20 protein-coding genes are annotated in these 26,857 nt (G+C 69.2%); 15 read left to right on the forward strand and 5 right to left on the reverse strand.

The annotated features are described in order from the left end of the window. Nucleotides 1–229: 229 nt before the first annotated feature. From Q0654_RS02365 to Q0654_RS02375, 3 genes are read right to left on the reverse strand one after another with little or no spacing between them, the layout of a single operon-like run. The gene (locus Q0654_RS02365) at nt 230–895 is read right to left on the reverse strand and encodes an energy-coupling factor ABC transporter permease (RefSeq protein ID WP_298850087.1); all 666 of its coding nucleotides are present in this window, start codon (nt 893–895) and stop codon (nt 230–232) included. Between the two features lie 21 nt (nt 896–916). Continuing rightward, nucleotides 917–2,518: an AbgT family transporter gene (locus tag Q0654_RS02370; RefSeq protein ID WP_298850089.1), complete on the reverse strand. Its 1,602-nt coding sequence runs from the start codon at nt 2,516–2,518 to the stop codon at nt 917–919. 41 nt (nt 2,519–2,559) lie between these two features. Next, nucleotides 2,560–3,414, reverse strand: coding sequence for a tryptophan 2,3-dioxygenase family protein (locus tag Q0654_RS02375; protein ID WP_298850091.1), 855 nt, complete (start codon nt 3,412–3,414; stop codon nt 2,560–2,562). A 240-nt stretch (nt 3,415–3,654) separates the two neighbouring features. Between Q0654_RS02375 and pdhA the strand changes: the two genes are divergently transcribed. The 4 genes from pdhA to arsC all read left to right on the forward strand — a co-directional run bounded on the left by pdhA (nt 3,655) and on the right by arsC (nt 8,232). Then, nucleotides 3,655–4,731: a pyruvate dehydrogenase (acetyl-transferring) E1 component subunit alpha gene (gene pdhA, locus Q0654_RS02380; protein WP_298850093.1), complete on the forward strand. Its 1,077-nt coding sequence runs from the start codon at nt 3,655–3,657 to the stop codon at nt 4,729–4,731. Next, on the forward strand, nt 4,728–5,714 hold the full coding sequence (locus tag Q0654_RS02385; RefSeq protein WP_298850095.1) for an alpha-ketoacid dehydrogenase subunit beta: 987 nt from the start codon (nt 4,728–4,730) through the stop codon (nt 5,712–5,714). The genes pdhA and Q0654_RS02385 overlap by 4 nt, the downstream gene beginning before the upstream one ends. Before the next feature lie 386 nt (nt 5,715–6,100). Next, nucleotides 6,101–7,579, forward strand: a complete 1,479-nt coding sequence (locus Q0654_RS02390; RefSeq protein WP_298850097.1) for a dihydrolipoamide acetyltransferase family protein — start codon at nt 6,101–6,103, stop codon at nt 7,577–7,579. Between the two features lie 305 nt (nt 7,580–7,884). After that, nucleotides 7,885–8,232: an arsenate reductase (glutaredoxin) gene (gene arsC / locus Q0654_RS02395; RefSeq protein WP_298850099.1), complete on the forward strand. Its 348-nt coding sequence runs from the start codon at nt 7,885–7,887 to the stop codon at nt 8,230–8,232. 514 nt (nt 8,233–8,746) lie between these two features. On the opposite strand, the gene Q0654_RS02400 is transcribed toward arsC, so the two are convergent. After that, the gene (locus Q0654_RS02400) at nt 8,747–9,229 is read right to left on the reverse strand and encodes a DUF1579 family protein (protein ID WP_298850101.1); all 483 of its coding nucleotides are present in this window, start codon (nt 9,227–9,229) and stop codon (nt 8,747–8,749) included. Between the two features lie 103 nt (nt 9,230–9,332). Beyond that, entirely contained in the window at nt 9,333–10,472 is a 1,140-nt protein-coding gene (locus Q0654_RS02405) for an alanine--glyoxylate aminotransferase family protein (protein WP_298850104.1), read from the reverse strand. Nucleotides 10,473–10,633: 161 nt separating this feature from the next. Between Q0654_RS02405 and Q0654_RS02410 the strand changes: the two genes are divergently transcribed. The 11 genes from Q0654_RS02410 to Q0654_RS02460 all read left to right on the forward strand — a co-directional run bounded on the left by Q0654_RS02410 (nt 10,634) and on the right by Q0654_RS02460 (nt 26,819). Beyond that, entirely contained in the window at nt 10,634–11,179 is a 546-nt protein-coding gene (locus tag Q0654_RS02410) for a heme NO-binding domain-containing protein (protein WP_298850106.1), read from the forward strand. Nucleotides 11,180–11,216: 37 nt separating this feature from the next. Continuing rightward, on the forward strand, nt 11,217–13,475 hold the full coding sequence (locus Q0654_RS02415) for a GGDEF domain-containing phosphodiesterase (protein WP_298850108.1): 2,259 nt from the start codon (nt 11,217–11,219) through the stop codon (nt 13,473–13,475). Between the two features lie 87 nt (nt 13,476–13,562). Then, nucleotides 13,563–14,324, forward strand: a complete 762-nt coding sequence (locus Q0654_RS02420) for an enoyl-CoA hydratase/isomerase family protein (RefSeq protein ID WP_298850109.1) — start codon at nt 13,563–13,565, stop codon at nt 14,322–14,324. Between the two features lie 72 nt (nt 14,325–14,396). Beyond that, nucleotides 14,397–15,263, forward strand: a complete 867-nt coding sequence (gene nadC, locus Q0654_RS02425; protein ID WP_298850111.1) for a carboxylating nicotinate-nucleotide diphosphorylase — start codon at nt 14,397–14,399, stop codon at nt 15,261–15,263. 81 nt (nt 15,264–15,344) lie between these two features. Continuing rightward, complete coding sequence (locus Q0654_RS02430; protein WP_298850113.1) at nt 15,345–16,910, forward strand: hypothetical protein; 1,566 nt, start codon at nt 15,345–15,347, stop codon at nt 16,908–16,910. A 257-nt stretch (nt 16,911–17,167) separates the two neighbouring features. Further along, the gene (gene ubiM, locus Q0654_RS02435; RefSeq protein WP_298850115.1) at nt 17,168–18,463 is read left to right on the forward strand and encodes a 5-demethoxyubiquinol-8 5-hydroxylase UbiM; all 1,296 of its coding nucleotides are present in this window, start codon (nt 17,168–17,170) and stop codon (nt 18,461–18,463) included. 355 nt (nt 18,464–18,818) lie between these two features. Then, complete coding sequence (locus Q0654_RS02440; protein ID WP_298850117.1) at nt 18,819–20,561, forward strand: glutamine--tRNA ligase/YqeY domain fusion protein; 1,743 nt, start codon at nt 18,819–18,821, stop codon at nt 20,559–20,561. A 296-nt stretch (nt 20,562–20,857) separates the two neighbouring features. After that, the gene (locus Q0654_RS02445; RefSeq protein WP_298850119.1) at nt 20,858–21,328 is read left to right on the forward strand and encodes a hypothetical protein; all 471 of its coding nucleotides are present in this window, start codon (nt 20,858–20,860) and stop codon (nt 21,326–21,328) included. A gap of 8 nt (nt 21,329–21,336) precedes the next feature. Next, complete coding sequence (locus Q0654_RS02450) at nt 21,337–21,897, forward strand: nucleoside deaminase (RefSeq protein WP_298850121.1); 561 nt, start codon at nt 21,337–21,339, stop codon at nt 21,895–21,897. Beyond that, a complete protein-coding gene (gene rlmM / locus Q0654_RS02455; protein ID WP_298850123.1) occupies nt 21,897–23,006 on the forward strand; it encodes a 23S rRNA (cytidine(2498)-2'-O)-methyltransferase RlmM in 1,110 nt (369 codons plus the stop codon). The genes Q0654_RS02450 and rlmM overlap by 1 nt, the downstream gene beginning before the upstream one ends. Nucleotides 23,007–23,999: 993 nt before the next feature. Beyond that, nucleotides 24,000–26,819 carry a Calx-beta domain-containing protein gene (locus tag Q0654_RS02460; RefSeq protein ID WP_298850125.1) on the forward strand — a complete coding sequence of 940 codons (2,820 nt, stop codon included), beginning with the start codon at nt 24,000–24,002 and terminating at the stop codon, nt 26,817–26,819. Nucleotides 26,820–26,857: the final 38 nt, after the last annotated feature.

A 26,857-nucleotide genomic window follows, 5' to 3' on the forward strand; every position in this document is an offset into this window, starting at 1 on the left:
TGTCACTTCACGGACGGTGCCGCAAGTGTAGCCAATTATGTAGACACCCTCTCAGAGCGTGTGAAAAAACCGAACGCCTTGGCGAGGGCGTTGCTGGCGTTCGAGGCAAAGCGCGTTGCGTGAATTCAATGAAGCCCGGCGAGGCAGTGACCGCGGAATTCGCGGAGCGCGCTGCCGACACGGGCGTCCAGCGGCGGCCGCAGCAGGCGGATGGTTTCTGCACGGGCTCTCAGTCCCCGGGCTTCAGCCAGCGCGCGTCCTCGAAGCTGGCCACCCACTGCGGCCGGTAAACCACCATCAGCGCCAGCGCGCCGCCGGTGAGAAAAGCCTCGCCGAACACCATCAGAGGTGCGGACACCACGTAGCCCATCGCGGCGTCGCGCGCCGCGCCTTCAACGAGCGCGTGCGTGACCCCAGCCTTGAACAGCTGGCCGAGCAGCACGGCCGCGCCGGCACCGAAGAAGGCGATCAGGAAGACGTAGACGAAGGGGTTGCCCGGCAGGCGGCGCTCGACCTGCGCACGCACGAAGTGCAGGCACAGCACGGGGATCAAGCCGCAGGCGAGGAAGTCCGGGGCGAGCCCCAGCCACACGCCGGCCGGTGACAGCGCCGCGGCCAGCGAAGCCAGGGCCATGACCCACAGCGCAAAGGCCGAGCCGAACATCAGGCAGACGATGCCGGCACCCAGGAAATGCAGGTGCAACCCGGGGATACGGTCGAAGACCGCGAAGCGCAGCACGCAGACGGCCAGGAGCGCAGCGAACAGCACGTGCTGGGCCTCGCTGTCGCCGCGCAGCTTGAACCAGGGCAGCCGGCGTGCGGCCAGCGCCAGGGCGAGAAGCGACAGCCCCCACGCGGCGACTTGGAACACCGTCGGCAGCGTGGGGGCGGTCATGGGCTCGAAACCGGGTGGCGCTTACTGCGCGGCGCCCGCTGCAGCCGGGGCCACGTAGTCGTAGGTGGAGCCGATGCCCAGCGGAATATCCAGCGCCCAGAAGCCCAGCAGGAAGCTGGTCCAGATCACCAGCAGACTGATCGAGTACGGCAGCATCAGCGCCACCAGGGTGCCGATGCCCGAGGACTTCACGTACTTCTGGCAGAACACCACGATCAGCGGGAAGTAGGGCAGCAGCGGGGTGATGATGTTGGTGGTGGAATCGCCCACGCGGTAGGCGGCCTGGGTGAGGTCGGGCGACACCCCCAGCTCCATCAGCATCGGCACCATGATCGCGCTGATCAGCGCCCACTTGGCCGAGGCCGAGCCGATCAGGAGGTTCACCGAAGCGGTGAGCAGGATGATGCCGATCAGCGTCACCGAGGTCGGCAGGCCGAGCGCGCGCAGGCCACCGGCGCCTTCCACCGCGATCAGCGCGCCGAGGTTGCTCTGGCCGAAGGCCCAGATGAACTGGGCGCAGAAGAAGGCCATCACGATGTAGTAGCCCATGCCGCTCATCGCCTTGGCCATGCCCTGTACCACGTCGCGATGCGTCTTCACCGTGCCCGAAACCATGCCGTAGACCACGCCCGGCACCAGGAAGAAGATGAAGATCAGCGGCACGATCGACTGCATCAGCGGCGCCTGGGCCACCAGCAGGTTGCTCTGGCCGGGCAGCAGCGGCGTGCCCTCCGGCGCGCGCCAGGGCGAGGCCTCGGGCAGCAGGGTCAGCAGGAACAGCAGCGCCGTGACGCCCATCGCCGCGCCGGCCCAGACCAGGCCGTTCTTCTCGCCGGCTGCCAGCGGGTCGAGCTTGGGCATCTGCGAGGCGTCGCCGTCCACCGGCGTGCCGCGCAGGCGCGGCTCGATAATGCGGTCGGTGAGGAACCAGCCCACCAGGATGATCAGCACGCTCGAGGCGGTGGTGAAGAAGAAGTTGTTGAGCGGGTTCACCGTCACCGACGGGTCGGTGAGGTGCGCGGCGGTCTGGGTCAGGCCCGAGAGCAGCGGGTCGAGGCTGCTGGGGATGCCCATGGTGGCCGAGAAGCCGCCCGAGACGCCGGCGAAGGCCGCGGCGATGCCCGCCAGCGGATGCCGGCCGGCGGCGTAGAAGATCACCGCGCCCAGCGGGATCACCAGCACGTAGCCGGCGTCGACCGCGACGTGGCTGAGCACGCCGACGGCGATCAGCACCGGCGTCAGCAGCATGCGCGGAGTGAAGCCGAGGATCTTGCGCAGGCCGGCATTGATGAAGCCGGTGTGCTCGGCCACGCCCAGGCCCAGCATCGCCACCAGCACCACGCCCAGCGGATGGAAGGTGACGAAGGTGTTGACCATGGTCGCCATGAAGCTGGTCAGGGCGCTGCCGTCCAGCAGGCTCTTGACCACGATCGGCTGGCCGCTGCGCGGATCCACTTCACTGAAGCTCACGCTGGACAGCAGCCAGCTCACCACCCAGACCACGAACATCAGCAGCAGGAACAGCACCGCCGGATCGGGCAGCTTGTTGCCGACGCGTTCGACCACGTCGAGCGCACGCGCAAGCGCGCCGCGCGGGGCTTGCAGTTCAGAGGGTTGCGACATTCGGGTCTCCTTGGGTTTGCAGCAGGAATCGATGGCGGTGCTCAGCGCCCCAGCACGGTGCGCACGTCCAGCAGTTCGGGGAAAAAGGTCAGCTCCAGCGCCTGCTTCAGAAAGCCCACGCCCGAGCTGCCGCCGGTGCCGCGACGGTAGCCGATGATGCGCTCGACCGTCTTCATGTGGCGGAAGCGCCAGAGCTGGAAGCTCTCCTCGACATCGACCAGCTGCTCGCACAGCGCGTAGGCCGCCCAGTGCGTGTCGGTGTCCTCGTAGATGCGCTTGAACACCGGAATCAGGTCGGGCTCGCGGGTATGCGTCTGACTGAAATCGCGCTCCACGCAGGCCGGCGGCACCGCGTGGCCGCAGCGCGCCAGATGGCGCAGGAATTCGTCGTACAGGCTGGGCGCAGACAGCGCAGCGGCGAGCTCGGCGCGGATCGCCGGTGCGTGCTCGAACACGTCCAGCATGTCGGCGTTCTTGTTGCCGAGCATGAACTCGATCAGCCGGTACTGGTGCGACTGGAAGCCCGAGGAAGGCCCCAGCGAATCGCGGAAGCGCAGGTACTCGGACGGTGTCAGCGTCTCCAGCACCGACCACTGCTCGAACAGCTGGCGCTGCACCTGCTTCACCCGCGCCAGGATCTTCTGCACCGGGCCCAGCTCGTCGCGCTGCAGATGCGTGATGGCCAGACGCAGCTCGTGGATGATCAGCTTCATCCACAGCTCGGAGACCTGGTGCTGGATGATGAACAGCAGTTCGTCGTGGTTGCCGGGCTCGGACACCGGCTGCTGCGCCGACAGCAGGGTGTCGAGCTGCAGGTAGCCGCCATAGCTGAGGCGGTCCTTGAAGTCGCGGGTGATGCCCGCTTCGAGCTCGCGCTGGTTGGTCTCGACGTGCATGGTCTGCCGCTCCCCGACGGCCGCGGCGCCCTGCGGGCACCGTCAAAAGCGCGCAACGATACCGCAGGCGGCCACCCGGCCGCAGCGACAGTTTCTTGCGCACAGCAGCGCGAACGCCCGGTCATGCTTGCGTGAAGCGACCGTTCGACAGCGTTTTGCGGCAGTGCACCTTGCCCGCGACGCAGCAAAATCGTTTCCTGTGCAACTTCCTTCCGCTATCCGCATGGATGCCCCCCGCGCATGAGTACCGTCGCGCAGTTCTCCATCGAGCACCTGCAGTTCCTCGACCCCGAGGGCCGCGAGGTGGCCCCGCTTCCGGACTTCGTCGGCGACGGCCGGCCGGTGCTGGAACTGTTCAAGCAGATGCTGCGCGTGCGCAGCTTCGACGCCAAGGCCGTGGCCCTGCAGCGCACCGGCAAGCTCGGCACCTATGCCAGCTGCCTCGGCCACGAGGCTGCGCATGTCGGCATCGGCGCGGCGATGCGCCAAGAGGACGTGTTCGCCCCCTCGTATCGTGAGTACGGCGCGCAGTTCATGCGCGGCGTGCGGCCGCGCGATGTGCTGATGTACTGGGGCGGCGACGAGCGCGGCAACGATTTCGCCGGTCCGAAGCACGACTACCCCTGGTGCGTGCCGATCGGCACCCAGTGCCTGCATGCCGCCGGTGCCGCGCTGGCCTTCAAGCTGCGCGGCGAAGCCCGCGTGGCGGTGGCCTGCGTCGGCGACGGCGGCAGCTCGAAGTCCGACACCTATGCGGCAATCAATTCGGCCGGCGCCTACGGCCTGCCCTTCGTGCTGTGCATCGTCAACAACCAGTGGGCGATCTCGGTGCCGCGCTCGGCCCAGACCGGCGCGCAGACGCTGGCGCAGAAGGGTCTGGCCGGCGGCCTGCACAGCCTGCAGGTCGACGGCAACGACATCATCGCCGTCTACGAGGCCGTGCGCCGCGCTCTTGAACGCGCGCGCAGCGGCGAAGGCGGCACGGTGCTGGAGCTGGTGACCTATCGCCTGTCCGACCACACCACCGCCGACGACGCACGCCGCTACCGTGGCGAGGAAGAAGTGAAGGCCGGCTGGGCGCGCGAGCCTTTCCTGCGCCTGCGCAGCTGGCTGACATCCAAGGGCCTGTGGGACGACGCGCAGGAGGCCGAATGGAAACGCGCCTGCGACGCCGAGGTCGACGTCGAGGTCAATGCCTATCTGGAAACCCGCAGCCAGCCCGTGGAAGCCATGTTCGACTACCTCTACGCCGAGCTGCCCGCCGATCTCGCCGCCCAGCGCGCGGACGCGCTGCAGTGGGAGGGCCGCGGCCGATGAGCAGCCATGCGATCACCCTGATCGAAGCGATCACCCAGGCCCTGGCCTACGAGATCCAGCACGACCCGAGCGTGCTGGTGCTGGGCGAGGACGTCGGCGTCAACGGCGGCGTGTTCCGCGCCACCGCCGGCCTGCAGCAGCGCTTCGGCGCGGACAAGGTGCTGGATACGCCGCTGGATGAAACCACCATCGCCGGCCTCACCGTCGGCCTGGCCACGCAGGGCATGAAGCCCGTCGCCGAGGTGCAGTTCGACGGCTTCGTCTACCCGATGCTCGACCACCTGATCTGCCACGCCGCGCGCTTCCGCAATCGCACCCGCGGGCGCCTGCACTGCCCGATGGTGCTGCGCGTGCCCTGGGGCGGCGGCATTCGCGCGCCCGAGCACCACAGCGAAGCGAACGAGTCGATGTTCACCAACGTGCCCGGCCTGCGCGTGGTGATGCCGAGCAGCCCGCAGCGCGCCTACGGCCTGCTGCTGGCGGCGATCCGCGACCCGGATCCGGTGATCTATCTGGAGCCCAAGCGCATCTACCGCCAGTACAAGGAGGAGGTGCCCGACGACGGCGAGGCCCTGCCGCTGGACGTGTGCTTTGTGCTGCGCGATGGCAGCGACATCACCCTGGTGAGCTGGGGTGCGCAGGTCAAGGAAACGCTGGAGGCGGCCGAAGCGCTCGCACGCGAGGGCATCAGCGCCGAGGTCATCGATGTCGCCACGCTGAAGCCGCTCGACTTCGACACCATCGCCGAATCGGTGGCCAAGACCGGCCGCTGCGTGATCGTGCACGAGGCCGCGAAAACCGCCGGCTTCGGCGCCGAGATCGCGGCGCGGCTGGCCGAGCAATCGATGTTCGATCTGAAAGCCCCGGTCGAGCGCGTCACCGGCTACGACACCCACATTCCATTGTTCAGGCTGGAAATGAAGTTCCTGCCGAGCGTGGAAAAGATCCTGGCGGCCGCGCGCAGGGCGATGCAGTACGGCTGATCGGCGCAATACGGGCGTATCGGTGTCGCATGGCGGATTCCTCCACTGCTGCGCCACCTTCATTGCTCTGCGAGCAAACGGTTGGAAGCGAGCACCGCCAGCTCAACGTTCGCTACAGCTGAGCCCCTCTCCCCTTGTGGGAGAGGGGTTGGGGAGAGGGGGAGAAAACTCGCCGCAAGCGTTCCACCCCTCTCCCCCGACCCCTCTCCCACAAGGGGAGAGGGGAGAAATCCAGAAAGCGGGCGCCGTAAGCGCAACGCACGACACAGATGAGCCCCTCTCCCCTTGTGGGAGAGGGGCGAAAAGCAGCCCCTGAGGCGCCGCGCTGGCGACACCGCGCCGCCCGATTTCCACCCCACGACGCGCCGCGCGCGCTGGAGTCCGCAATGAGTTCGAACAAATCCTTCCACCTGCCCGACTTGGGCGAAGGCCTGCCCGACGCCACCATCGTCGAGTGGTTCGTCAAGGTCGGCGATGTCATCAAGCTCGATGAGCCGCTGGTGTCCATGGAAACCGCCAAGGCGGTGGTCGAGGTGCCGGCGCCCTGCTCGGGCACGGTGCTCAAGCTGGCCGGCGGCCCGGGCGACGTCATCAACACCGGCGCGGTGCTGGCGGAGTTCCAGATCGATCCCAGCCTGCCGCAGCGTGCGGATGCGCAGGACACCGGGCACGGGCATCACCACGCGCCCGCTTCGCAATCGGCCCCTGCTGCCGAAGCGAGCGCATCGCCCGCCAACGCCAGCGCATCAGCGCGCTCGACCTCCGGCAATGCCACGCCCGCCGCAGCCGAAACGGGCTCCACCGCGCCTGCCAAGGCCGAGCGCGCCGATGCCGGCACCGTGGTCGGCGCCATGCAGGTCAGCGACCAGGTGCGCAGCGAGGCGGCCGTCAGCGTCGGCGGCGTGCGCGCCATGCCTGCGGTGCGCGCGCTGGCGAAGAAGCTCGGCGTCGACTTGAGCCGCGTGCGCGCCACCGGCCCCGAAGGCGTGGTCTCGATGGACGACGTCAAGCGCGCCGCGGCCGAGGGCAGTGCGCCTGCCTCCGCGCGCTCGAACGCTCCGGCTTCGCTCCCCTCTCCCCGTGGGGGAGGGGCTGGGGGAGAGGGTCCGGGTCTCGCACCGCAGTCGGCCACCGCCCAGGTACAGCCCCAGCCTGCTGCCACCCGCACCCCCCTCTCCGCCTCCGGCAGGCCCATGGCCACCCGCCCGCCCTCATCCGCGGCCGCCACCGGCCAGCCGGAGCAGCTGAAGGGCGTCCGCCGCAACATGGCGCGGGTGATGGCCGCGGCACACGCGCAGGTGGTGCCGACCACGCTGACCGACGACGCCGACATCCACGCCTGGACGCCTGGCAACGACATCACCGTGCGCCTGATCCGCGCCATCGTCCGCGCCTGCAAGACCGTCCCGGCCCTGAACGCTTGGTTCGACGGCGAGAACCTGACCCGCACCCTGCATCCGCACGTCGATATCGGCATCGCGGTCGACACCGACGACGGCCTGTTCGTCCCGGCCCTGCGCAATGCCGACGTGCTGGACGCCGCTGGCATCCGCCAGTCGGTGGACCGCCTGCGCGCGCAGGTGATGGAGCGCAGCATTCCGTCATCCGAGCTGTCGGGCTACACCATCTCGCTCAGCAACTTCGGCATGTTCGCCGGCAAGTACGCGACGCCGGTGATCGTGCCGCCCTGCGTCGCCATCCTCGCCGCCGGCCGCGGCCGTCATCAGCTGGTCCCTGTGATGGGCGGCATCGAAACCCACCGGATCATTCCGCTGAGCCTCACCTTCGACCACCGCGCCGCGACGGGCGGCGAAGCGGCACGCTTCCTGCGCGCCGTGCTGGACGATCTGGCGCTGCCGGGCTGATCCGCGGCTTCGCCGTGGATCAGCCGGGATTCGGAATTCGGGATTGGGGATTCGTAGAAGCGCATTGGGTCGAGTGCCGCGCAAGGACCCATGGCCTTCTAACCGGTCGGGTGAGCCAAGCACACGCAGCGGCAGCCCACGATCGCTTCATCCAACCACCAATCTGGCGAGCTCGATTCCTCAGGGCTGATAGGCAGCCTGAAGTCCACCCATTGGCAGCCGCCCAAGCCATCGAGCGGAGCCAAGACTGCAAAGCCCCCTCACCCGCGATAGCCAGCTCTTGCGAATCCCGAATCCCCAATCCCATGCTCCTCATCCACAACCCCCGCTGCAGCAAGTCCCGCGGTGCGCTCGCCCTCCTCATCGAGCGCGGCATCGAGGTCGAGATACGCGAGTATCTGAAGGCGCCCCTGCAGGCCGCCGAGCTCGAGACCCTGTTCACCCGGCTTCGGCTGGAACCACCAGCCGCGATCCGCTTCAGGGACGAGCTGGCGAAGTCGCTGGGGCTGTCGGCCGACGACCCGCGCAGCCGCGAGGAGTGGATCGCCCTGATCGCCGAGCACCCTGCCCTGCTGGAGCGGCCCATTGCAGTCCGGGGCGCGCACGCGGTGATCGGGCGCCCGCCGGAGCGCGTGCTGGAACTGCTCGACTGATTGGACGGCGTTGGATGCGCGGGCTGCAGCATGAGCCCTGCTCGAATGCCCGTTTCGCTCTAGGTCCGGCTTCCGAGAGACCCGCCGGCGGATGCGCTGCGCTTATCCGCCCTACGAACTCGAACGACGCTTTGTCTCCGTCGAAGTCGGAAGCCCGCTCCGCTCAAGGTCCGGCTTCCGCGGGACCGGCCGGCGGAGGCGCTGCGCTTACTCGCCCTACGAATTCGAAATACGCATTGCATCCATCGTAGTCGCAAGCTCGCTGCGCTTGAGGCCCGGCCTCATCGCGACCCGCTGGCCGATGAGCTGCGCTTGTCCCTCATTCCACCGCGAGTGACGCGCTGCCTTGAACGAAGCGACGGACCGATGTGCGCGTAGGGTACATAAGCGCAGCGCATGTACCAGAGCCTCGCCCCACGCCCCGACCCATGCGGCAGAACCTCGCCGCACTCTCCGACCATGCGGCAGCGACGTGTGCCGCACTGCGGACAGCACACAGGCGCCCAAGCCCCCCTCAGCGCCGGTACTCCGACGAGGCCGCGAGTTCTTCCTCGCCCTGCGGCGAGGTGGTGTAGAGCCGCAGCTCGAGCTGGCCCGGCTCGGGACAGTCCAGCTCCAGTCGCCAGGTCCAACCGGCGGCCTCGTCGTCACTGCTTTGCCCGCTGAGACGCAGCAGGCCGGTGTCGTCGAGCCAGCCGCGCAGGGACAGCACCTCGGCGCCGCCCACCGCACCGCCCACGCCGCTGTCCATCCAGGCCGCGCTGGCGCGGCGGGTGGCGGGATCCATCGCCAGCAGGACGTGCCCCTCGCGGATGCGGTCCTCGAATGTCCAGACGTAGCGCAGGCGCGCGCGCATCGGCGTGCCCGCCTGCACGCAGCGCAGCCACGCCGGCGATGCATGCTCGGCCTGGTCCGCGTGGCCTGCGTGCAGTCGGGTCAGGCCCTGCCAGTCACCACGCATGGCCAGCAGCAGGTCCGTCTCGTTCTGTTCGGTCATCACCGCACTCCGCGCCCTTGGCCCCTGACGCTGCGCATGCTGGCGCCTGCGATGATCGCGGTCGCGTGACGGACATCACGCGCCGGCGCTGCAGCGACGCGAATCAGCGCCCCAGCACGTGCCCCAGTGCCGCCAGCACGCGGTCGACGCACTCCGGGCGGCTGCTCTCGCCCATCAATCCGATGCGCCAGACCTTGCCGGCCAGGGGGCCCAGGCCGGCGCCGATCTCGATGCGGTGCTCGTTGAGCAGGGCGCGGCGTACGCCGGGATCGTCGACGCCCTCGGGAATGCGGATGGCATTGAGCTGCGGCAGACGCGCGGCCTCGGGCACCAGCAGCTCCAGCCCCAGCGCATCAAGGCCGGCGCGCAGGCGAAGGTGGTTGCCCTGGTGCCGCGCCCAGGCGGCTTCGAGCCCTTCCTCGGCCAGCATCAGCAGGCTTTCGTGCAGGGCGTAGAGCATGTTGACCGGCGCGGTGTGGTGGTAGCTGCGGCCGCCCTCGCCCTGCCAGTAGTTCATCACCAGCGAAAGATCGAGGAACCAGCTCTGCACCGGTGATTTGCGCGCACGCACGGCGGCCACCGCGCGCTCGGAGAAGCTCACCGGCGACAGTCCCGGCGGGCAGGACAGGCACTTCTGCGAACCCGAGTAGATCGCATCGATGCCCCAGGCATCGACCTCGAGCGGGATGCCGGCGAGGCTGGTCACGGCGTCGACGATGGACAGCGCGCCGTGCGCCGCCGCCAGCGCACACAGCGCCTGCGCATCCGAGCGCGCGCCGGTCGAGGTCTCGGCGTGGACAAAGCCCAGCGCCTTGACGCCCGGGTTGGCCTTCAGCGCCGCCTCGACCTTGTCGACGCTGACCGGCTGGCCGAAAGCGTCCTCGACCACGATCGGCACGCCGCCGGCGCGCAGCACGTTCTCGCGCATGCGCCCGCCGAACACGCCATTGACGCAGACCACGACGCGGTCACCGGGCTCGACCAGGTTCACCACGCAGGCTTCCATGCCGGCCGAACCGGGCGCGGAAATCGGGAAGGTCAGCGCGTTCTGCGTGCGGAAGGCATGCCGCAGCAGCAGCTTGATCTCGTCCATCAGGCCGACGAACGCAGGGTCGAGATGGCCCAGGGTGGGCCGCGCCAGCGCGTCGAGCACGCGCTGCGGCACGGTCGACGGCCCCGGGCCGAGCAGCAGGCGCTGCGGTGGATCGAAGGATCGGTGCGGCAGGGTGGGGGCGGCGGACATGGCGGAACTCTCGGACGGCCAGTAAAGACCGCGACCGTCGCAGCCCGCCCCTGCAGCGTCAAGCCACCGTTGGGGAGACAGCTGCCCTCGTCATACCGGTCGCGCCATCGCGGCCCAGGCCTTGCATGCCCGGTCCGGGCTGCGCACTGCGGAGGGTCGGAATGCTGGGGCTGGTGTTCACCGAACTGCTGGACATGGTCGAGAGCCGGTTCACGCCGGAGCTCGTCGACCGCGCCCTGCAGCGGGCCGACCTGCCCCATGGCGGCGCCTACACCTCGGTGGGCTACTACCCGCACCAGGAAATCGAGCGGATCGTGCAGGCGGTGGCGGAGGAATCCGGCCTCAGCGCCGACGCGCTGATCCGCGCCTTTGGCGAGCATCTGTTGGGGCGCTTCGCGACGGCTTTTCCCGAGCTGTTCGCCGGCAAGGCGACGCTCTATGACTTTCTGGCCAGTATCGATGGCCACATCCACGTCGAAGTGCACAAGCTCTACCCGGAAGCGCAGCTACCACGCTTCGAGGTGCTGGAGCGCAGCAGCGCGCATCTGCGGCTCGCCTACCGCTCGCCCCGCCAGATGGGCGCCCTGGCCGAGGGTCTGATCGCCGGCGCGGCGCGCCACTTCGGAGAACCGCAGGCGGTGCGCTGCGTTCCCGACCCGACCCTGGGCGAGGACACCCTGGTGATCGAGCTGAGGGCGCAGCCGTGAACGCGCGCGCGCACTCCGCCATGGACTGTCCGCGCTGATGGGTCCCAAGCCCGAACCCGATCCGCAGCACGCCGCCGGTGCACCGGTGGCGGCGACCGCGACCACGCCCACGGGCGAGGCGCCGACGCGGACCGACACCCTGGAGCGCCTGCGCGCAGCGATGGAGGCGTTGGAGCGACGGCTGGGCCGCGAACGCGACGCCCGCAAACAGGCCGAACAGCTGCTGGAAACACGCAGCCGCGAGCTGTTCGTGGCCCTGCAGCAGGCCCGCGAGACCGAGCGCCAGCTTGGCCTGGCGCTGTGGGCCAGCGGCGAAAGCATCTGGGAGTGGCGCAACAGCACGCGCCGGGTCGAGGTGCGCAACTTCGGCGACGACAGCCTGCGCGAGCTCGAAGACGCGCCCCAGCTCCTGCTGGACGACGCCGACTCCATCCATCCGCTGGATCGCGAGATCGCCCATGCCGCCTGGCGCGAGCACCTGCGCGGCGAGCGCAGCGAGCTCGACATCGCCTTCCGGATGAATCTGCCGCGCGGCTGGTGCTGGGTGCGCGTGCGCGGGCGCGCGGTCGAGCGCGACGCCAAGGGCCGGGTCGAGCGCATCGTCGGCACCCTGCGCGACATCACCGCGCAGCGCCGGGCCGAGGAAGATCTGCGCCTGCTCAGCGACGCCTTCGACAACACCCGCGAACCGATGCTGATGTTCGATCGCGAAGCCCGCCTGCACGGCTGCAACCAGGCCTTTCTCGACCTGCTGGGCCTGCCGGCGCTAGCCACAGGCGCCACGCTGCACGAGCTGGCGCTGATCGATGGCGAGCAGATGGACCTGCTGCTGGAACAGGCCACGGAGGGCTGGCGCGAAGCGCTGGAGCTGCGCCACACCAACGGCTCGCAGGTGCCGGTGGAGCTCGCGGTAGCGCGCGTCTTCGAGCTGAGCGACGGGCCACCGCTGCTGGTGGCCTCGATCGAGGACCAGAGCCGCCGCCGCAGCGAACAGGCGCGCGTGCAGCGCGCCGCACTGCAGGACGGCCTGACTGGCCTGGCCAACCGCGCCCATTTCGAGAGTCGGCTGAAGCTGCTGATGGCGCGCAGCGAGGACGAGCCCCTGGCCCTGCTGTGGATCAACCTCGACGGCTTCCGCGCGATCAACGATCTGCTCGGCCACGCCGCTGGCGATGCCTTCCTCTACGAGGCGGCGCAGCGTCTGCAGGACCTGCCCGGCGAGCGCGACGAGCTGGCGCGCATCTCCGGCGACGAATTCGCCATCCTCATCACCGGCGAGGACATCAGCGGCCGCGCGTCGGCGCTGGCGCGGCAGGTGATCGATGTGGTCGGCGCGCCGATGCAGATGGGCGAGCGCATGCTCAGCGTCAGCGCCAGCGTCGGCATCGCCCTGCACCCCGAGGATTCGCGCGCGCCGGACCTGCTGCTGCAGCAGGCCGAGACCGCCATGCGCAAGGCCAAGCAGCGCGGCCGCGCGCGCGCCGAGTTCCACCGCGGCGAGCTGAGCAGCGAAGCTTCGCGGCGGCTGGAGCTGATCACCGAGCTGCGTCGCGACATCGAGCGCGATGCCCTGAGCACCGTACTGCAGCCCAAGGTCAGCGCGGCCGGTTTCGTGGTCGGCTACGAGATCCTGCTGCGCTGGCACAACGAGCGCATGGGGCCAGTCTCGCCGGCGGCTTTCATTCCCCTGTCCGAGGAGTTCGGCCTGGTCGGTCGGCTCGGCCGCATCGCAATGGCGCACGCAGCCGATTTCGCGTCCGAGCTGCTGCGTCGTGGCCTGCAAACGCCGGTCGCGCTCAATCTTTCGCCGCGCCAGGTGTTCGACCCGGACACCGAAGTGCAGCTGGTGGAGATCTGCCGCCAGCGCGGCCTGCCGCACGACATGCTCGAGATCGAGCTCACCGAGTCCGCCCTGCTGGAGAACATCGAGGCCGGCCGCGGCTTTCTGCGCCGCCTGTCCGAGCAGGGCTTCAAGCTGGCCCTGGACGACTTTGGCACCGGCTTCTCCTCGCTGGCCTACCTGCGCCGGCTGCCCTTCAACACGATCAAGATCGACCGCTGCTTCATGGACGACATCGACACCGATGCGCGCGCCCTGCGGCTGCTGGAGGGCATGGTGACGCTGTGCCGCTCGCTCGACATCGCCGTGGTGGCCGAAGGCGTCGAGACCCTGGCCCAGCGCAACCTGCTGGTGCGCATGGGCGTTGACCAGATGCAGGGCTACCACTTCGCCCGGCCGATGCCGGCGCAGGACGTCATCCAGCTCGCCACCCGTCGCCTGCCGCACGCGGAGTGAGGCGACCACCCCCGCAGACCGCAGCGCAACAGGCGCCGGCGCGACCGCGCGGCTATGCTAGCCGCCCCACCCTACGGAGGCGTATGCATGCTGCAGAAGATTACCCACGGCCGTGTCCTTGAGCTGCGCTTCGACCGCCCGCCCGCCAACGCCTTCAACCACGCCCTGCTCTCGGCCCTGATCGAGGCCATCGACGCCGCTCCGGGCGAAGGCGCCGAAGGCCTGGTGATCTCCGGCAGCCCGGGCCTGTTCTCTGGCGGCCTCGATGTGCCGACCCTGCTCACGCTGGATCGCGAGGGCGTGCTGGCCACCTGGGGCGCCTTCATGCAGGTCTGCGCCAAGCTCGCGGCCTGTCCGGTGCCGGTGGTCGCGGCGCTGACCGGCCACAGCCCGGCGGGCGGTGCGGTGATCAGCCTGTTCGCCGACTACCGCGTGATGGCGCGGGCTGGCGAGAAAGGGCCGTATCGCATTGGCCTCAACGAAACCCAGGTCGGCCTGGTGGTGCCGGGGCCGATCCAGTACGCGCTGAAGCGCCTGGTCGGCGAACGCATTGGCGAGCGCCTGCTGGTCGCAGGCGAGATGATCGAATCGACGCGCGCCGCCGAGATCGGCATGGTCGACGAGGTGGTCGAACTCGACCAGGTGGTGCCGCGCGCGATCGCCTGGCTGGAAGCCCACCTCAACCTGCCACGGCGGGCCATGCTGGTCACCCGCGCGATGTCGCGCGAGGCCCTGATCCAGGCGATCTGCGCGCCCAAGGCCATCGACCTCGGCCCCTTCATCGAGGGCTGGTACCACCCAGAAACGCAGGGCGTGCTGAAGGCGCTGGTGGCGCGGCTCGGCAAGTAGCCGGACCGCGCACGGGTAGGCGCGCAGCGTGCGCGCGCCTACCCTATGCGGCCCGCGTCCGAGTGTCCCCGCATGCCACAGTTCGCCGCCCACCCCGAACTCACGCCCGATGAACGCGCACGCATCGCGCTGGACGTGGTGCGCGCGCTCGAAGAGGACATCGGCAGTGGCGACGCCACCGCCGCCCTGATCGCGGCGGACGCGCGCTCGCGCGCCACGCTGGTCTGCCGCGAGCGCGCCGTGCTGGCCGGCCGCGACTGGTTCGAAACCTGCTTCCGTGCGCTCGACCCCGAGCTGCGGATCACCTGGCATGCGGTCGATGGCCAATGGCTTGAGCCCGGCAGCGAGGTCTGCGCCATCGCAGGCGCCAGCCGCGCACTGTTGTCGGCCGAACGCAGCGCGATCAACTTCCTGCAGACCCTCTCGGCCACGGCCACCCGCACTGCCGCCTTCGTCGAGGCTGTCGCCGGTACCCGCGCGCGCATCCTCGACACCCGCAAGACGCTTCCCGGCCTGCGGCTCGCGCAGAAGTATGCGGTGCGCTGTGGCGGCGGCCACAACCACCGCATCGGCCTCTACGACGCGGTGATGGTCAAGGAGAACCACATCGCCGCGGCCGGCGGCATCGCCGCCATCGTGGCAAGGGCGCGCAGCCTGTCGCCGGGCCTACCCATCATCGTCGAAGTCGAAAGCTTCGAGGAGCTGGCCCAGGCCATCGAGGCCCGCGCCGACCGCATCCTGATCGACGACTTCAGCGCGGAAGATCGCCGCCGCGCGGTCGAGTTCACCGCCGGCCGCGTGCCGCTGGAAGTCTCGGGCGGCGTCGGCCTCGACGGCATCCGCGCCATCGCCGAAAGCGGCGTCGACTGCATCTCGATCGGTGGGCTGACCAAGCACGTGCAGGCGATCGATTTCTCGCTGCGGCTTGCCGCCACTTGAGCCCCCCTGTTCAGGGGGTACTGCGGCCCTCCGTGCGCCTCTAGCCTGCGCGTGTCCAACCACGCCTACAGGGGGCGCCCCATGTTCGAGCAGATCCGCCGCACCTTCACCCGTCGCCGTCTGGCGCTGTCGCTGGCCCTGCTGCTGCCGGCTTCGGCCGGTCTTGCCCAAAGCGTCGACTACACCGGCGGCTGGTGGCGCGCCGACGAGTCCGGCTGGGGTCTGTTCGCCATCGACCAGGGCAATGTGCTGCTGCCGACCTGGTTCACCTATGACGCCCAAGGCCAGGCCAGCTGGTTCGTGATCGGCGCGACCACGCTGCAGGGCGACGGCAGCTACCGCGGCGACGTCTACCGCTATACCGGCGTGCCCTTCGCCCAGATCAACGGACGCGCCTCCGAAAACGGCACGGTGGTTGGCAGCGCGCGCCTGCGCTTCCCGGCGCGCGATCGCATGGTCTTCGACTACACGGTCGACGGCATCAGCCAGAGCAAGGAGCTCAACCGCTTCGTGTTCGGCGACAAGCAGCTGGAGTGCTCGGCCAGCAGCGCCGACCCGGCCGGCTTCAGCAACTACACCGCGCTGTGGTGGAACCCGAACCAGAGCGGCTGGGGCGTGCAGATCAACCACGTCGGCGACCTGCTCTCCGCCACCTGGTACACCTATGGCGAGGACCGCAAGCCGGCCTGGTTCATCTTCAACGCCACCCGCCAGGCCGACGGCCGCTACACCGGCCCGCTGCTGCGCGGACGCACCGGCACGCGCTTCGACCAGATCAACGGCCAACCTGCGATGGGCCAGATCGACGAAGTCGGCACGGTCAGCCTGAGGTTCAGCAACGGCGCCGCCGGTGAGTTCAGCTACACGATCGGCGGCAGCACCCGCAGTGTGCAGATCAGCCGCGCGGAGTTCGGCAACCGCCGCAGCGAATGCCGCACCGTACCGGTGACGCCGGTCGGCGGGCCGTCCTCGGGCGACGAATGCTATCCGCCGCTGCGCGTCGGCGACCGCTTCCTGCTGCAGGACGACCAAGGCGGTCGCATCGAGCAGCGCGTCACCGGCACCAGCACCTACAAGGGCCGCCCCGTGTTCGTGCTCGAAGACCGCATCGTCGGCGACAACAGCGCGACCGTGCGCGAGTTCATCGAACAGACCGACACCCATCGCGTGTATCTGGGCGGCGAAGGCTTCATCCGCGCAGCCAACGCCCAGGGCACCTACGAGTACGACCCGCCGGTGGAGATCCCGCGGCTGACCCCGGTCGGCACCGAGCTGCGCCGCAGCTACGTGGTGAAGAACCGCTACACCGCGATGGGCGTGCAGGTCGCCGCCGACGTGCAGACCGAGCAGCTCACGGTGCGCACGGGCAGCGCCGATGTCACGGTGCCGGCCGGCAGTTTCAGCGGCGCCTGCAGCTTCGACACGCGAGTCACCCTCAACAGCACGGTCAGCGTGGCGGGCTTCTCCGTCAGCACGCGCACCGAGGGCCGCACCCTGCAGTCGGCGCACCCCAGCGTCGGCGTGGTGCGCAGCGAGCAGGAGTCGACCAGCACCACCACGGCGGCCGGCGCGCCGCCGACCACCCAGACCTCGCGCACGACCAGCGTGCTGGTCGAGGCCGAGGTCAACGGCCGCCGCTATCCCTGAAGGATGCGAGCAAGCGCGACGCCCTCCCCTGCGACCCCGGACGCCAGCCACAAGAAGCCGGCGCCGGGGCTCCGCTCCACGGCAACGCTGATCAATTCCATCCTGTGCTTGCTCCGTGGTCGCGCCCTGCATTGCGCGCGACAACGCTGAGTAGCACAGCCTTGCTGCAAGCCGCGACTTGATCCGGATCATCGATCCGGGCGCGCACCTGCGGCAGCCTGAGCGACCCTGTTGCGTGCACCCGTGGAGGCAGAGCCATGGACTTCGACCTGATCGTGATCGGCGCCGGCCCCAGCGGCCTGTGCCTGGCGCGCGCGCTCGCCGATACCGGCCTGCGCATCGCCCTGGTCGACCAGCAAGCCCGCGCCCAGCTGGCCGAGCCCGCCTTCGACGGCCGCGAGATCGCGCTCACCCGCCACAGCGTCGAGCTGCTGAAGCGCATGGGCCTGTGGGAGCGGATCGCCAACGATGAACGCCACGAACTGCGGGCGGCGCGAGTGCTCAACGGCGATGCCACCCAGGGCATGGAGATCGAGCCACCGGGCGGCCGCTCGGATCGTCTGGGCTGGCTGGTGCCGAATCACCTGATTCGCCGCGCCGCCTACGCGGCGCTTGAGGACCAGGCGGGCCTGCACTGGTTCGACGGCCTGCGCCCGATCGCGGTCGACGCACGTTCGCACGGCGTCGAGGTGCAGCTGAGCGATGGCCGCCTGCTGCGCGCCCGTCTGCTGGTGGCGGCCGACAGTCGCTTCTCCGAGACGCGCCGCGCGCTGGGCGTCGCGGCCGACATGGAAGACTTCGGCAAGACGATGCTGGTCTGCCGCATGCAGCACGAGCTCGGGCACGAGCAGACCGCCTGGGAGTGGTTCGGCTTCGGCCAGACCCTGGCCCTGCTGCCGCTGGGCGAGCGCACCGCCTCGGCCGTGCTGACCCTGCCGGCCTGCGAGATCCAGCGCCTGCTGGCGATGGACGAGGCCGCCTTCGGCGCCGAGATCACCCGCCGCTTCGACGGCCGCCTGGGCGCGATGCAGCCGATCAGCAGCCGCCACGCCTATCCGCTGGTCGGCGTGTATCCACGGCAGTTCGTCGGCACCCGCTTCGCCCTGGTCGGCGATGCCGCCGTGGGCATGCACCCGGTGACCGCGCACGGCTTCAACTTCGGCCTGCTCGGCGTCGACCTGCTGGCGCTGCGCATCCGCCGAGCCCACGCCGCCGGGCTCGACATCGCCAACGCCCGCGACCTGTCCGGCTACCAGCGCGAGCTGCGCCGCGCCACCCGGCCGCTGTATCTGGCCACGCGCGCGATCGCCCGCCTCTACACCAGCGACAGCGCGCCGGCCCGACTGCTGCGCCGGGCCGGCATCGCCTTCGGCGCCCGCGCCCTGCCCTTCCGCCGCGCGCTCGCAGGCGCACTGTCGGCCAGTGGCGACAGCCGCGCGCAGACGCGGCCCTTGACCCAAGGGCTGAGGGCTTTGTTCCAGCCGGCGCCGGCCAGCCATGGAGGGAGTGAGCGGCTCATGCGCAGCCAAGACGCACAGCGGCTTGGGCGTTGATCGGGGTTCGGCGTCACTCGAAGCAGACCCTGGCGCTGACAGGGGGCAGCAAGCTTTGCTCTAGCCGCCGCCAGCCAGCCTCGAGGGGTGTGTGGCTCGCGCGCATAGCGGCTTCGGCTTCGATCGAAGTTTGGCGTCACTCGGAATTGTAGGTGCGCGACACGCGCACCCTACGACCGCAAACGACGCCCTGCGATGATCGGAGCCTGCGCGACAGTCGCGATAGGGTGCGCCTGCGGCGCACCGCTCTACCGCGAAAGCGTCAACAACCCGCGGCGGAGGGCTGCCGGGAGCGGTCAAGAGCCCGCGCCGGGGCTGCTAGACTGCGCGGCTACCCGAATCCAGCCTCGCTCCCATGTCCGACGCCGCTCCCGCCGACACCGCCGACAGCCGCCCTGCCCGCAACGACTTCATCCGCCAGATCGTCCGCGAGGACCTGGCCTCGGGCAAGCACACGGCGATCCAGACGCGCTTTCCGCCCGAGCCCAACGGCTACCTGCACATCGGCCACGCCAAGTCGATCTGCCTGAACTTCGGCATCGGCGAGGAGTTCGGCGGGCGCTGCAACCTGCGCTTCGACGACACCAACCCGGCCAAGGAAGACCCGGAATACGTCGAGGCGATCAAAGACGATGTGCGCTGGCTGGGCTTCGAGTGGAGCGAGCTGCGCCACGCCTCGGACTACTTCGAGGTGTTCTACTTGGCCGCCGAGAAGCTGATCCGCGAGGGGCTGGCCTACGTCTGCGATCTGAACGCGGAAGAGGTGCGCGCCTATCGCGGCACCCTGACCGAGCCCGGCCGCGAGTCGCCGTACCGGAATCGCAGCGTCGATGAGAACCTCGACCTGTTCCGCCGCATGCGCGCCGGTGAGTTCCCCGACGGCGCGCGCACCCTGCGCGCGAAGATCGACATGGCCAGCGGCAACATCAACCTGCGCGACCCGGCCCTTTACCGCATCAAGCACGTGCCGCACCAGAACACCGGCGACGCCTGGTGCATCTACCCGATGTACGACTTCGCGCACGCGCTCAGCGACGCCATCGAAGGCATCACGCATTCGCTGTGCACGCTGGAGTTCGAGGACCACCGCCCGCTCTACGACTGGTGCGTGGACAAGGTCGACCTGGCTGGCCACCCGGAGCTGCTGGAGCCGCTGCGCGCCCGCGGCTGGCACGACCGCGCCGCCAAACCGCGGCAGATCGAGTTCTCGCGGCTCAACATCAACTACACGGTGATGAGCAAGCGCAAATTGATGGCACTCGTGCAGGAAGGGCTGGTCAGCGGCTGGGACGACCCGCGCATGCCGACCCTGCAGGGCATCCGCCGCCGCGGCTACACGCCGGGCGCGCTGAGGCTGTTCGCCGAGCGCATCGGTATCAGCAAGCAGAACTCGCTGATCGACTTCTCGGTGCTGGAAGGCTGCGTGCGCGAGGATCTCGACGCCCATGCCGCGCGTCGCCTCGCGGTGCTCGATCCGATCAAGCTGGTCATCAGCAATCTCGATGCCAGCCACGAGGAATCGCTCGAGTTCTCGAACCACCCCAAGAACCCCGACTTCGGCACGCGCCGCGTGCCGTTCTCGCGCGAGCTGTGGATCGAGCGCGAGGACTTCGCCGAAGTGCCGCCCAAGGGATTCCATCGCCTGAAGCCCGAGGGCGAAGTCCGCCTGCGCGGCGTGGGCATCGTCCGCTGTGACGAGGTCATCAAGGATGGCGAAGCGGTCGTCGAGCTGCGCTGCACGCTGGACCTCGACACCCGCCCCGGCATGGCCGGCGCCGACCGCAAGGTCAAGGGCACGATCCACTGGGTCAGCGCGCGCCACGCGATCGCCGCCGAGGTGCGCCTGTACGACCGCCTGTTCAAGGTCGCCGATCCCGATGACGAGAGCCACGGCGGCTCGTACAAGGATCATCTGAACCCCGACTCGATCCGCACCGTGCAGGCGTGGATCGAGCCGAGCGCCGCTGAAGTCGCGCCGGAAACCCATCTGCAGTTCGAGCGCACCGGCTTCTTCGTGGCCGACCGCCGCGATCACAGCGCGGCCAGGCCGGTGTTCAACCGCGCGGTGACCCTGCGCGACACCTGGGCGGCGGGTTGATGCACACGCTCCGCGTTGGTGTCCGATCGCGCTCCGGCCGTAGGGTCACTCGCCTGCTCTCTGCCGTCGCCCCCGCGAAGGCGGGGGCCCAGCCAGGAATTGCCGCGGTCGCGAGCGTTCTCGGTGGCTCTTTGATCCCGGCAGCCACCCAGGGTCGTTCTCTCCTGTCGCACGAGTGCTGGATCCCCGCCTTCGCGGGGATGACGAATCAGGCTTTCTCGAGAGCACCTGATCGGCGAAGCCGGGCAAGTGAACTCGCAAGCCTCTTCCGTCTGAGGCGCGGGGCCGAGAAGCTCGTGGCGGTCTGTTTTCTGCTGACCCTGGCCGCCTGCTCGCAGGCACCAAACGAGCCCAAGGCGCCGGAGTTCGCTGAGGCGCCACCGCCGCCGGCGATGGCCGAAACGCCAGCGAAACCGTCCTTCCAGTTCGACGACGGCCGCGGCCCGGCGGGCACCTGCGGCGCCAACGGCGACGTCGGCTGTTCCGCACCAGACGCATCGCGCGACGACCTCGCCGCCAAGGCGACGCCCGCCGACCCCGACCGCAGCTGCCAGACCGACGACGACTGCGCGGTCAAGGATGTCGGCAACTGCTGTGGCTACTACCCCGCCTGCGTCAACGCGCAGGCTGACACCTTCCCCGAGCAAGTGAAGGCCGCCTGCGAGGCGCAGGGGCTTTCCGGCATCTGCGGGTTCCAAGAGATCACTGCCTGCGCCTGCATCGAAGGTCGGTGCGAGGCGGCACCGGGCGGTGGCGAACTGAAGTAAGCCCTCCCATGCTGTACGCCCAAGTCCACCTCACCCTGCCCGCCTGGGTGCACGAACTCGCGCCCGCCGGCAGCGTTTACGCCAGCGATGAAGACAAGATGCGGCTGGCGATCGAGCTCTCACGCCGCAATGTCGATGCGCGCAGCGGCGGCCCCTTCGGCGCCGCCGTGTTCGATGCCCAGCATCGGCTGGTCGCCGTCGGCGTCAATCGCGTCGAGCCGCACACCTGCTCGGTCGCACACGCCGAGATGATGGCCTACATGACCGCCCAGCAGCGCCTGCAGCGCTTCCGCCTCAACGAGGGCGCGCCGGGCGTGACGCTCGCGACCTCGTCCCAGCCCTGCTGCATGTGCTACGGCGCCACCTTCTGGGCCGGTATCGACACGCTGTTGATTGGCGCCCGCGCCGAAGACGTGATGACGCTGACCCAGTTCGACGAAGGCCCGCTGCCGGCCGACTGGAAGGGCGAGCTGGAGCAGCGCGGCATCGCGGTGCGCCGCGACCTGCTGCGCGAGGACGCCTGCGCGGTGCTCAAGCACTACACCGACAGCGCCGGGCGCATGTACTGATGAAACCCCTGGGCGACGCCGGCCTCTACCTGCCCTGCCGCGCCGGCTTCGAACCCGAGTGCGCGGCCGAAATCAGCGAGCGTGCGGCAACTTTCGGCGTGGGCGGCTATGCGAAGACCGAGCGCGACTCGGGCTATGTGCGCTTTCTGGGCCTCGACGCCGAATCGCAGTCGCAGCTCTGCCGCGCCCTGCCCTGGCATGCGCTGATCTTCGCCCGCCAGCGGCTGTCGGTGTTCGCCGAGCTGCAGAACCTCGACCCCAAGGATCGGCTGAGCCCGGTGCTCGACGCCATGGCCGGCAGCGGCCAGGTCTTCGGCCAGCTCAGCATGGAGCACCCCGATGCCGACGTCGGCCGCGATCTCGCGGGCCTGGCGCGCAGCTTCGGCAACGCCCTGCGCGCGGGCCTGCGCAAGCCGGGACACCTGAGCGCGAAAGACGACCCACGCAAGCCGACCCTGCACGTGGTGCTGCTGTCTGGCACGCACCTGCTGCTGGCGGCAGGCGACGCCGATGACACCCCGCCGATGCGCGGCCAGGGCGAACGCACGGCACCGTGGACCGGCGGCATCCCGCGCTTGAAGCTCGCCCACGACGCGCCCAGCCGCTCGGCGCTGAAGCTCGAGGAAGCCCTGCTCACCCTGCTCAGCCCCGACGAACGCACCCGCTGGATGAAGGCCGGCCAGCAGGCGGTCGATCTCGGTGCTGCGCCCGGCGGCTGGAGCTGGGTGCTGGCGCGCGCCGGCCTGTCGGTCACCGCCATCGACAACGGCCCGCTGGCCGAGAGCGCGATGGGCACCGGCCTGATCAAGCACCTGCGCTCGGACGGCTTCCGCTGGAGGCCGCCGCATCCGATCGACTGGTTGGTCTGCGACATGGTCGAGCAGCCCAAGCGCGTGGCCGCACTGATGGGCGACTGGCTGGTCGAGGGCGATGCCCGGCGCGCGATCTTCAACCTGAAGCTGCCGATGAAGAAGCGCTGGCAGGAAGTCCGCGAACAGATGGAGGTACTCGACGCACGCCTGAAACAGGCCGGCCTGAACCTCGAACTGCGCGCCCGCCAGCTCTACCACGACCGCGAGGAGATCACGGTCGCGACGGTACCGCGCTGAGCCTGCAGCACCGACCTCTCTCAAGAAACAGAACGCTTGCGACCCCATTGATCGTCGCCCCCACGCAGGTGGGGGCCCAGTGCTGCTTGCCTCAGTCGCACGAGTCCTGGATCCCCGCCCCCCGCCTTCGCGAGGGCAGGCTCTACGCGGGGATGACGTATCAATGTTTCTTCAGGAACACCTGGCTCGCCGCGCGGGGCTGGGAGCCTCTCACGCAGGCGCGACAAAGATCGAACGCGCGAAGCGTGACGGGGCGCACACGGAAGGCGGCTTTGTGACGTCTTCACTAAACCTGACATGAATCTGTAAGCCCCGACCGCTACACTCCGGCGGTTTTCCATCGTTTGCAGGGGTTGCGGCATGAAGGGTTTGAGGGCGGTACAGACGGCGCTGGTGGCGCTGGGGCTTGCGGGGGCTGCGACCGGATCGGCTCAGGTTGCGCTGGCGCCCGGACAAACTTACTCGCAAGACTTCAATTCGTTGGCGAATACGGGAACGACCAATGCGTTCGCCGACAATTCGACCCTCTTGGGGTGGTACTCGGCGCGAGCTGGCGGCACCGGCGGACCAGGAGCCAACACTGTCTATCTCGCAGGCAATGGTGGGACCACGAACGGTGGCGTATACAGCTTTGGTAGCACTGGGAGCAGCGAACGCGCGCTCGGTGCGCTGCCCACCAATGCCCTAGGCGTGTTCTGCCACGGGCTCCGAGTCCAGAACGCCAGCTCAAGCGCGATCCCCGGCTTCCAGCTTTCCTACACAGGAGAGCAGTGGCGCAACGGGGGGGTAGTGACGGCGAACACCCTGACGATCGAGTATCGAATCGTCGCAGCTGGTACCACTTTCGACCTTGGGTGCAACACTTCAACCGATTGGTCATCTGTCAGCGCGCTGACCTTCACATCGCCAACCACCAGCACAACTGCCGCAGCACTCGACGGCAACGCCAGCGCCAACCGCGCGGAACTTTCAGCGGCGCTGGGCGCACCGCTTATGCCGGGTCAAGAGCTTTGGATCCGCTGGACTGACATCAACGAAGCCGGCAACGACCACGGTCTGGCGCTGGACGATGTGACCCTCGCCGCAAGCCCCACAGCGGCGCCGGTACTCGACATCGCCGCAGCCAGCGAATTCGAAGGCAACTCCGGGCAGACCCCGCTCAACTTCGCCCTCACCCTGTCCAGCGCGGCGCCCGCCGGCGGGCTGCGCGTGCTGGCCACGACCTCGAACGGCACCGCCACCGCCGGCGATGACTACGTCGCGCTGACCGACGCCGAGTTCACCATCGCGGCCGGCGCAACGACCGCCAATGTGGTCGTGCAGATCCTCGGCGACACCACCGACGAGCCCGACGAGACGCTTACGGTCAGCCTGACGCTTCCCGACGGCGGCGCCACGTTTGGCGACAGTGCCGGCAGCGCGATCGGCACGATCCGCAACGACGATGCCTCAAGCGCGGTGCTGAGCATCGCGCCGGCCGCCGACGTTGCCGAAGGCAACACCGGAACCACGCCGCAAGTGTTCGTGGCCAGCCTGAGCGGGCCACTGCCGACCGACGTCAACCTGACCGCCAGCACCGCCGACATCAGCGCGACCGCCGGCCAGGACTACGTGGCCTTCAGCGATCGCCCCTTCGTGATTGCCGCCGGCCAGACCTCGGTCGAGATCGCGGTCGACGTGATCGGCGACCGCGTTGACGAGGCGAACGAGTCCTACCGCGTCAGCATCGCCAGCAGCAGCCCGGGCGTGACGCTGGGCACCGCGACCGCAGAGGGCGTGATCCTCGACGACGATCTGCCCTTCACCGAGATCTTCAGCATCCAGGGCAATGGCGTCTGCTCGCCTTTCGTTACCCCCTGCAACATCGCCGCCAACGTCACTGGCGAGCCGGTCCGCACCCAGGCCAATGTCGTCACGGCCGTTGGCACCGCCGGCTTCACCATGCAGACTCCGGACGCGCGCGATGACGGCGACGCCAGCACCTCGAACGGCATCTACGTATTCACCTCGGTGGCGCCGCGCAATGACGCCGGCGAGCTGCTGGCGGTCGGCGACCAGGTCGAAGTGGTGGGGCGTGCGGCCGAGTTCTTCAGCATGACCCAGATCGTGGTCAACAGCACCCGCGATACCGCCAACAGCATCCTCACCCAGGCCAGCAACCAGACCCTGCCGACCGCGATCGTGTTCGGCGAGGCGCCGACGCGCGGCAGCGTGCTGATCCCCTCGAAGGATCCGGACAACCTGAGCTGCGGTGCGCTCGGCAACTTCGAGTGCTTCGAAGGCATGCGCGTTTCCATCCCCAATGGCGCGGTGACCGTTGCCAACCAGCGGCGTGCGGCCAAGCTGTACGCCGAAACCTGGATCTCGCCCTACGGCGAGCGCGGCGTGCGCGAGAAGGGCGCACTGCCCGGCACCGTACTCACCCCCGACAACGCCGCTGCCGGCGTGTGGGACGGCAACCCGGAGATCATCGAGTTCGACGCCGACTTCCTGTCGGCGCCGACCAGCCCCGGCGTCGAGCTGGCGGGCGGCACCCGCTTCAGTGCGACCGGCGTGATCGGCTACGACTTCGGCGACTACGAGTTCTGGGCCAGCGAGCTCACCATCGTCGATGGTACGAACGAAGCTGTGCGCCCGGTGCCCGCAGCGAGCGAAGGTGAGCTGACCATCGGCAGTTTCAACGCCTTCCGCCTGTGCGACGCGGTGCGCGACAACCCGCCGCCCAGCACGGTCCTGTGTGCCGCCACGGCCGCGCTCGAAACGGATCCGAACCGCGTGACCCATCAGCTCGGCCAGGTCAGCGCGTATATCCGCCAGGTCCTGCGCAGCCCCGACGTGATCGGCATGCAGGAGGTGGAGAACCTTGGAATCCTGGAGGCCCTGGCGACGCAGATCGCAGCGGACGGCGGCCCGACCTATTCAGCGCATCTGGTCGAAGGCAATGACGTGGGCGGCATCGATGTCGGCTACCTGGTCAACACCGCACGCGTCACGGGCATCACCGTGACCCAGCTGGCGGATGCCGAAACCTGGAACGATCCGGGTGGCTCCGCGACCGCGACCCTGCACGATCGCCCGCCGCTGCTGCTGGCCGCCGATTTCATCGGCAACGGGCGGCCGTTCCGCTTCCATGTGATCAACAACCACACCCGCTCGCGCGGTGGTGTCGACGTCAGCGACGCGAACGGCGAGCGCATCCGCGCCAAGCGCTACCTGCAGGCGGTATCGATCGCGAACCTGGTGCAGGACCTGCAGACGGATGAAGCCACCGCCGATGTCCCGCTGTTCGTGATCGGCGACCACAATGCCTTCCAGTTCACCGATGGCTATGTGGACGTGGTGGGCCTGATCGCCGGTACCTACGTGAATGCCGAGAACACCTGCGCCCCGGCCAACCAGGTCACCACCTGCAAGCTGCCGGGCGGCGCCAACATCGTGGTGCCCGCGCTGGTTAACGCGGTCGACGTGATCGACGAGGACGAGCGCTACTCCTACAAGTTCACCGAGGACTTCGGTCCGATCCAGGGGAGCACCGGCCGCGACCTGGCCACCAACCAAGTGCTGGACCACGGCCTGTTCAACAGCGTTGCGGCGCCCTATGTGACCGGCATGGCCTTTGGCCGCGCCAACGTCGACGCGTCGACCCAGCGCTTCCGCACCTGCAACTACACCCTGCGTGACGCGACCTTCTGTCCGCAGGGCCCGGGCAGCTGGGTGCCCACCGGCAGCTCCGACCACGACGGCTTCGTGCTCTTCGTCAGCCCGCCGCTGCCGGACGCGATCTTCGCCAACGGCTTCGAGACGATCGACTGATCCCTCGGCTCCGGTGTTGAACGCAGACGCCCGCCTTC

Origin of the sequence: uncultured Aquimonas sp., from assembly GCF_937888285.1 — a bacterium.
Classification (GTDB): domain Bacteria; phylum Pseudomonadota; class Gammaproteobacteria; order Xanthomonadales; family Xanthomonadaceae; genus Aquimonas.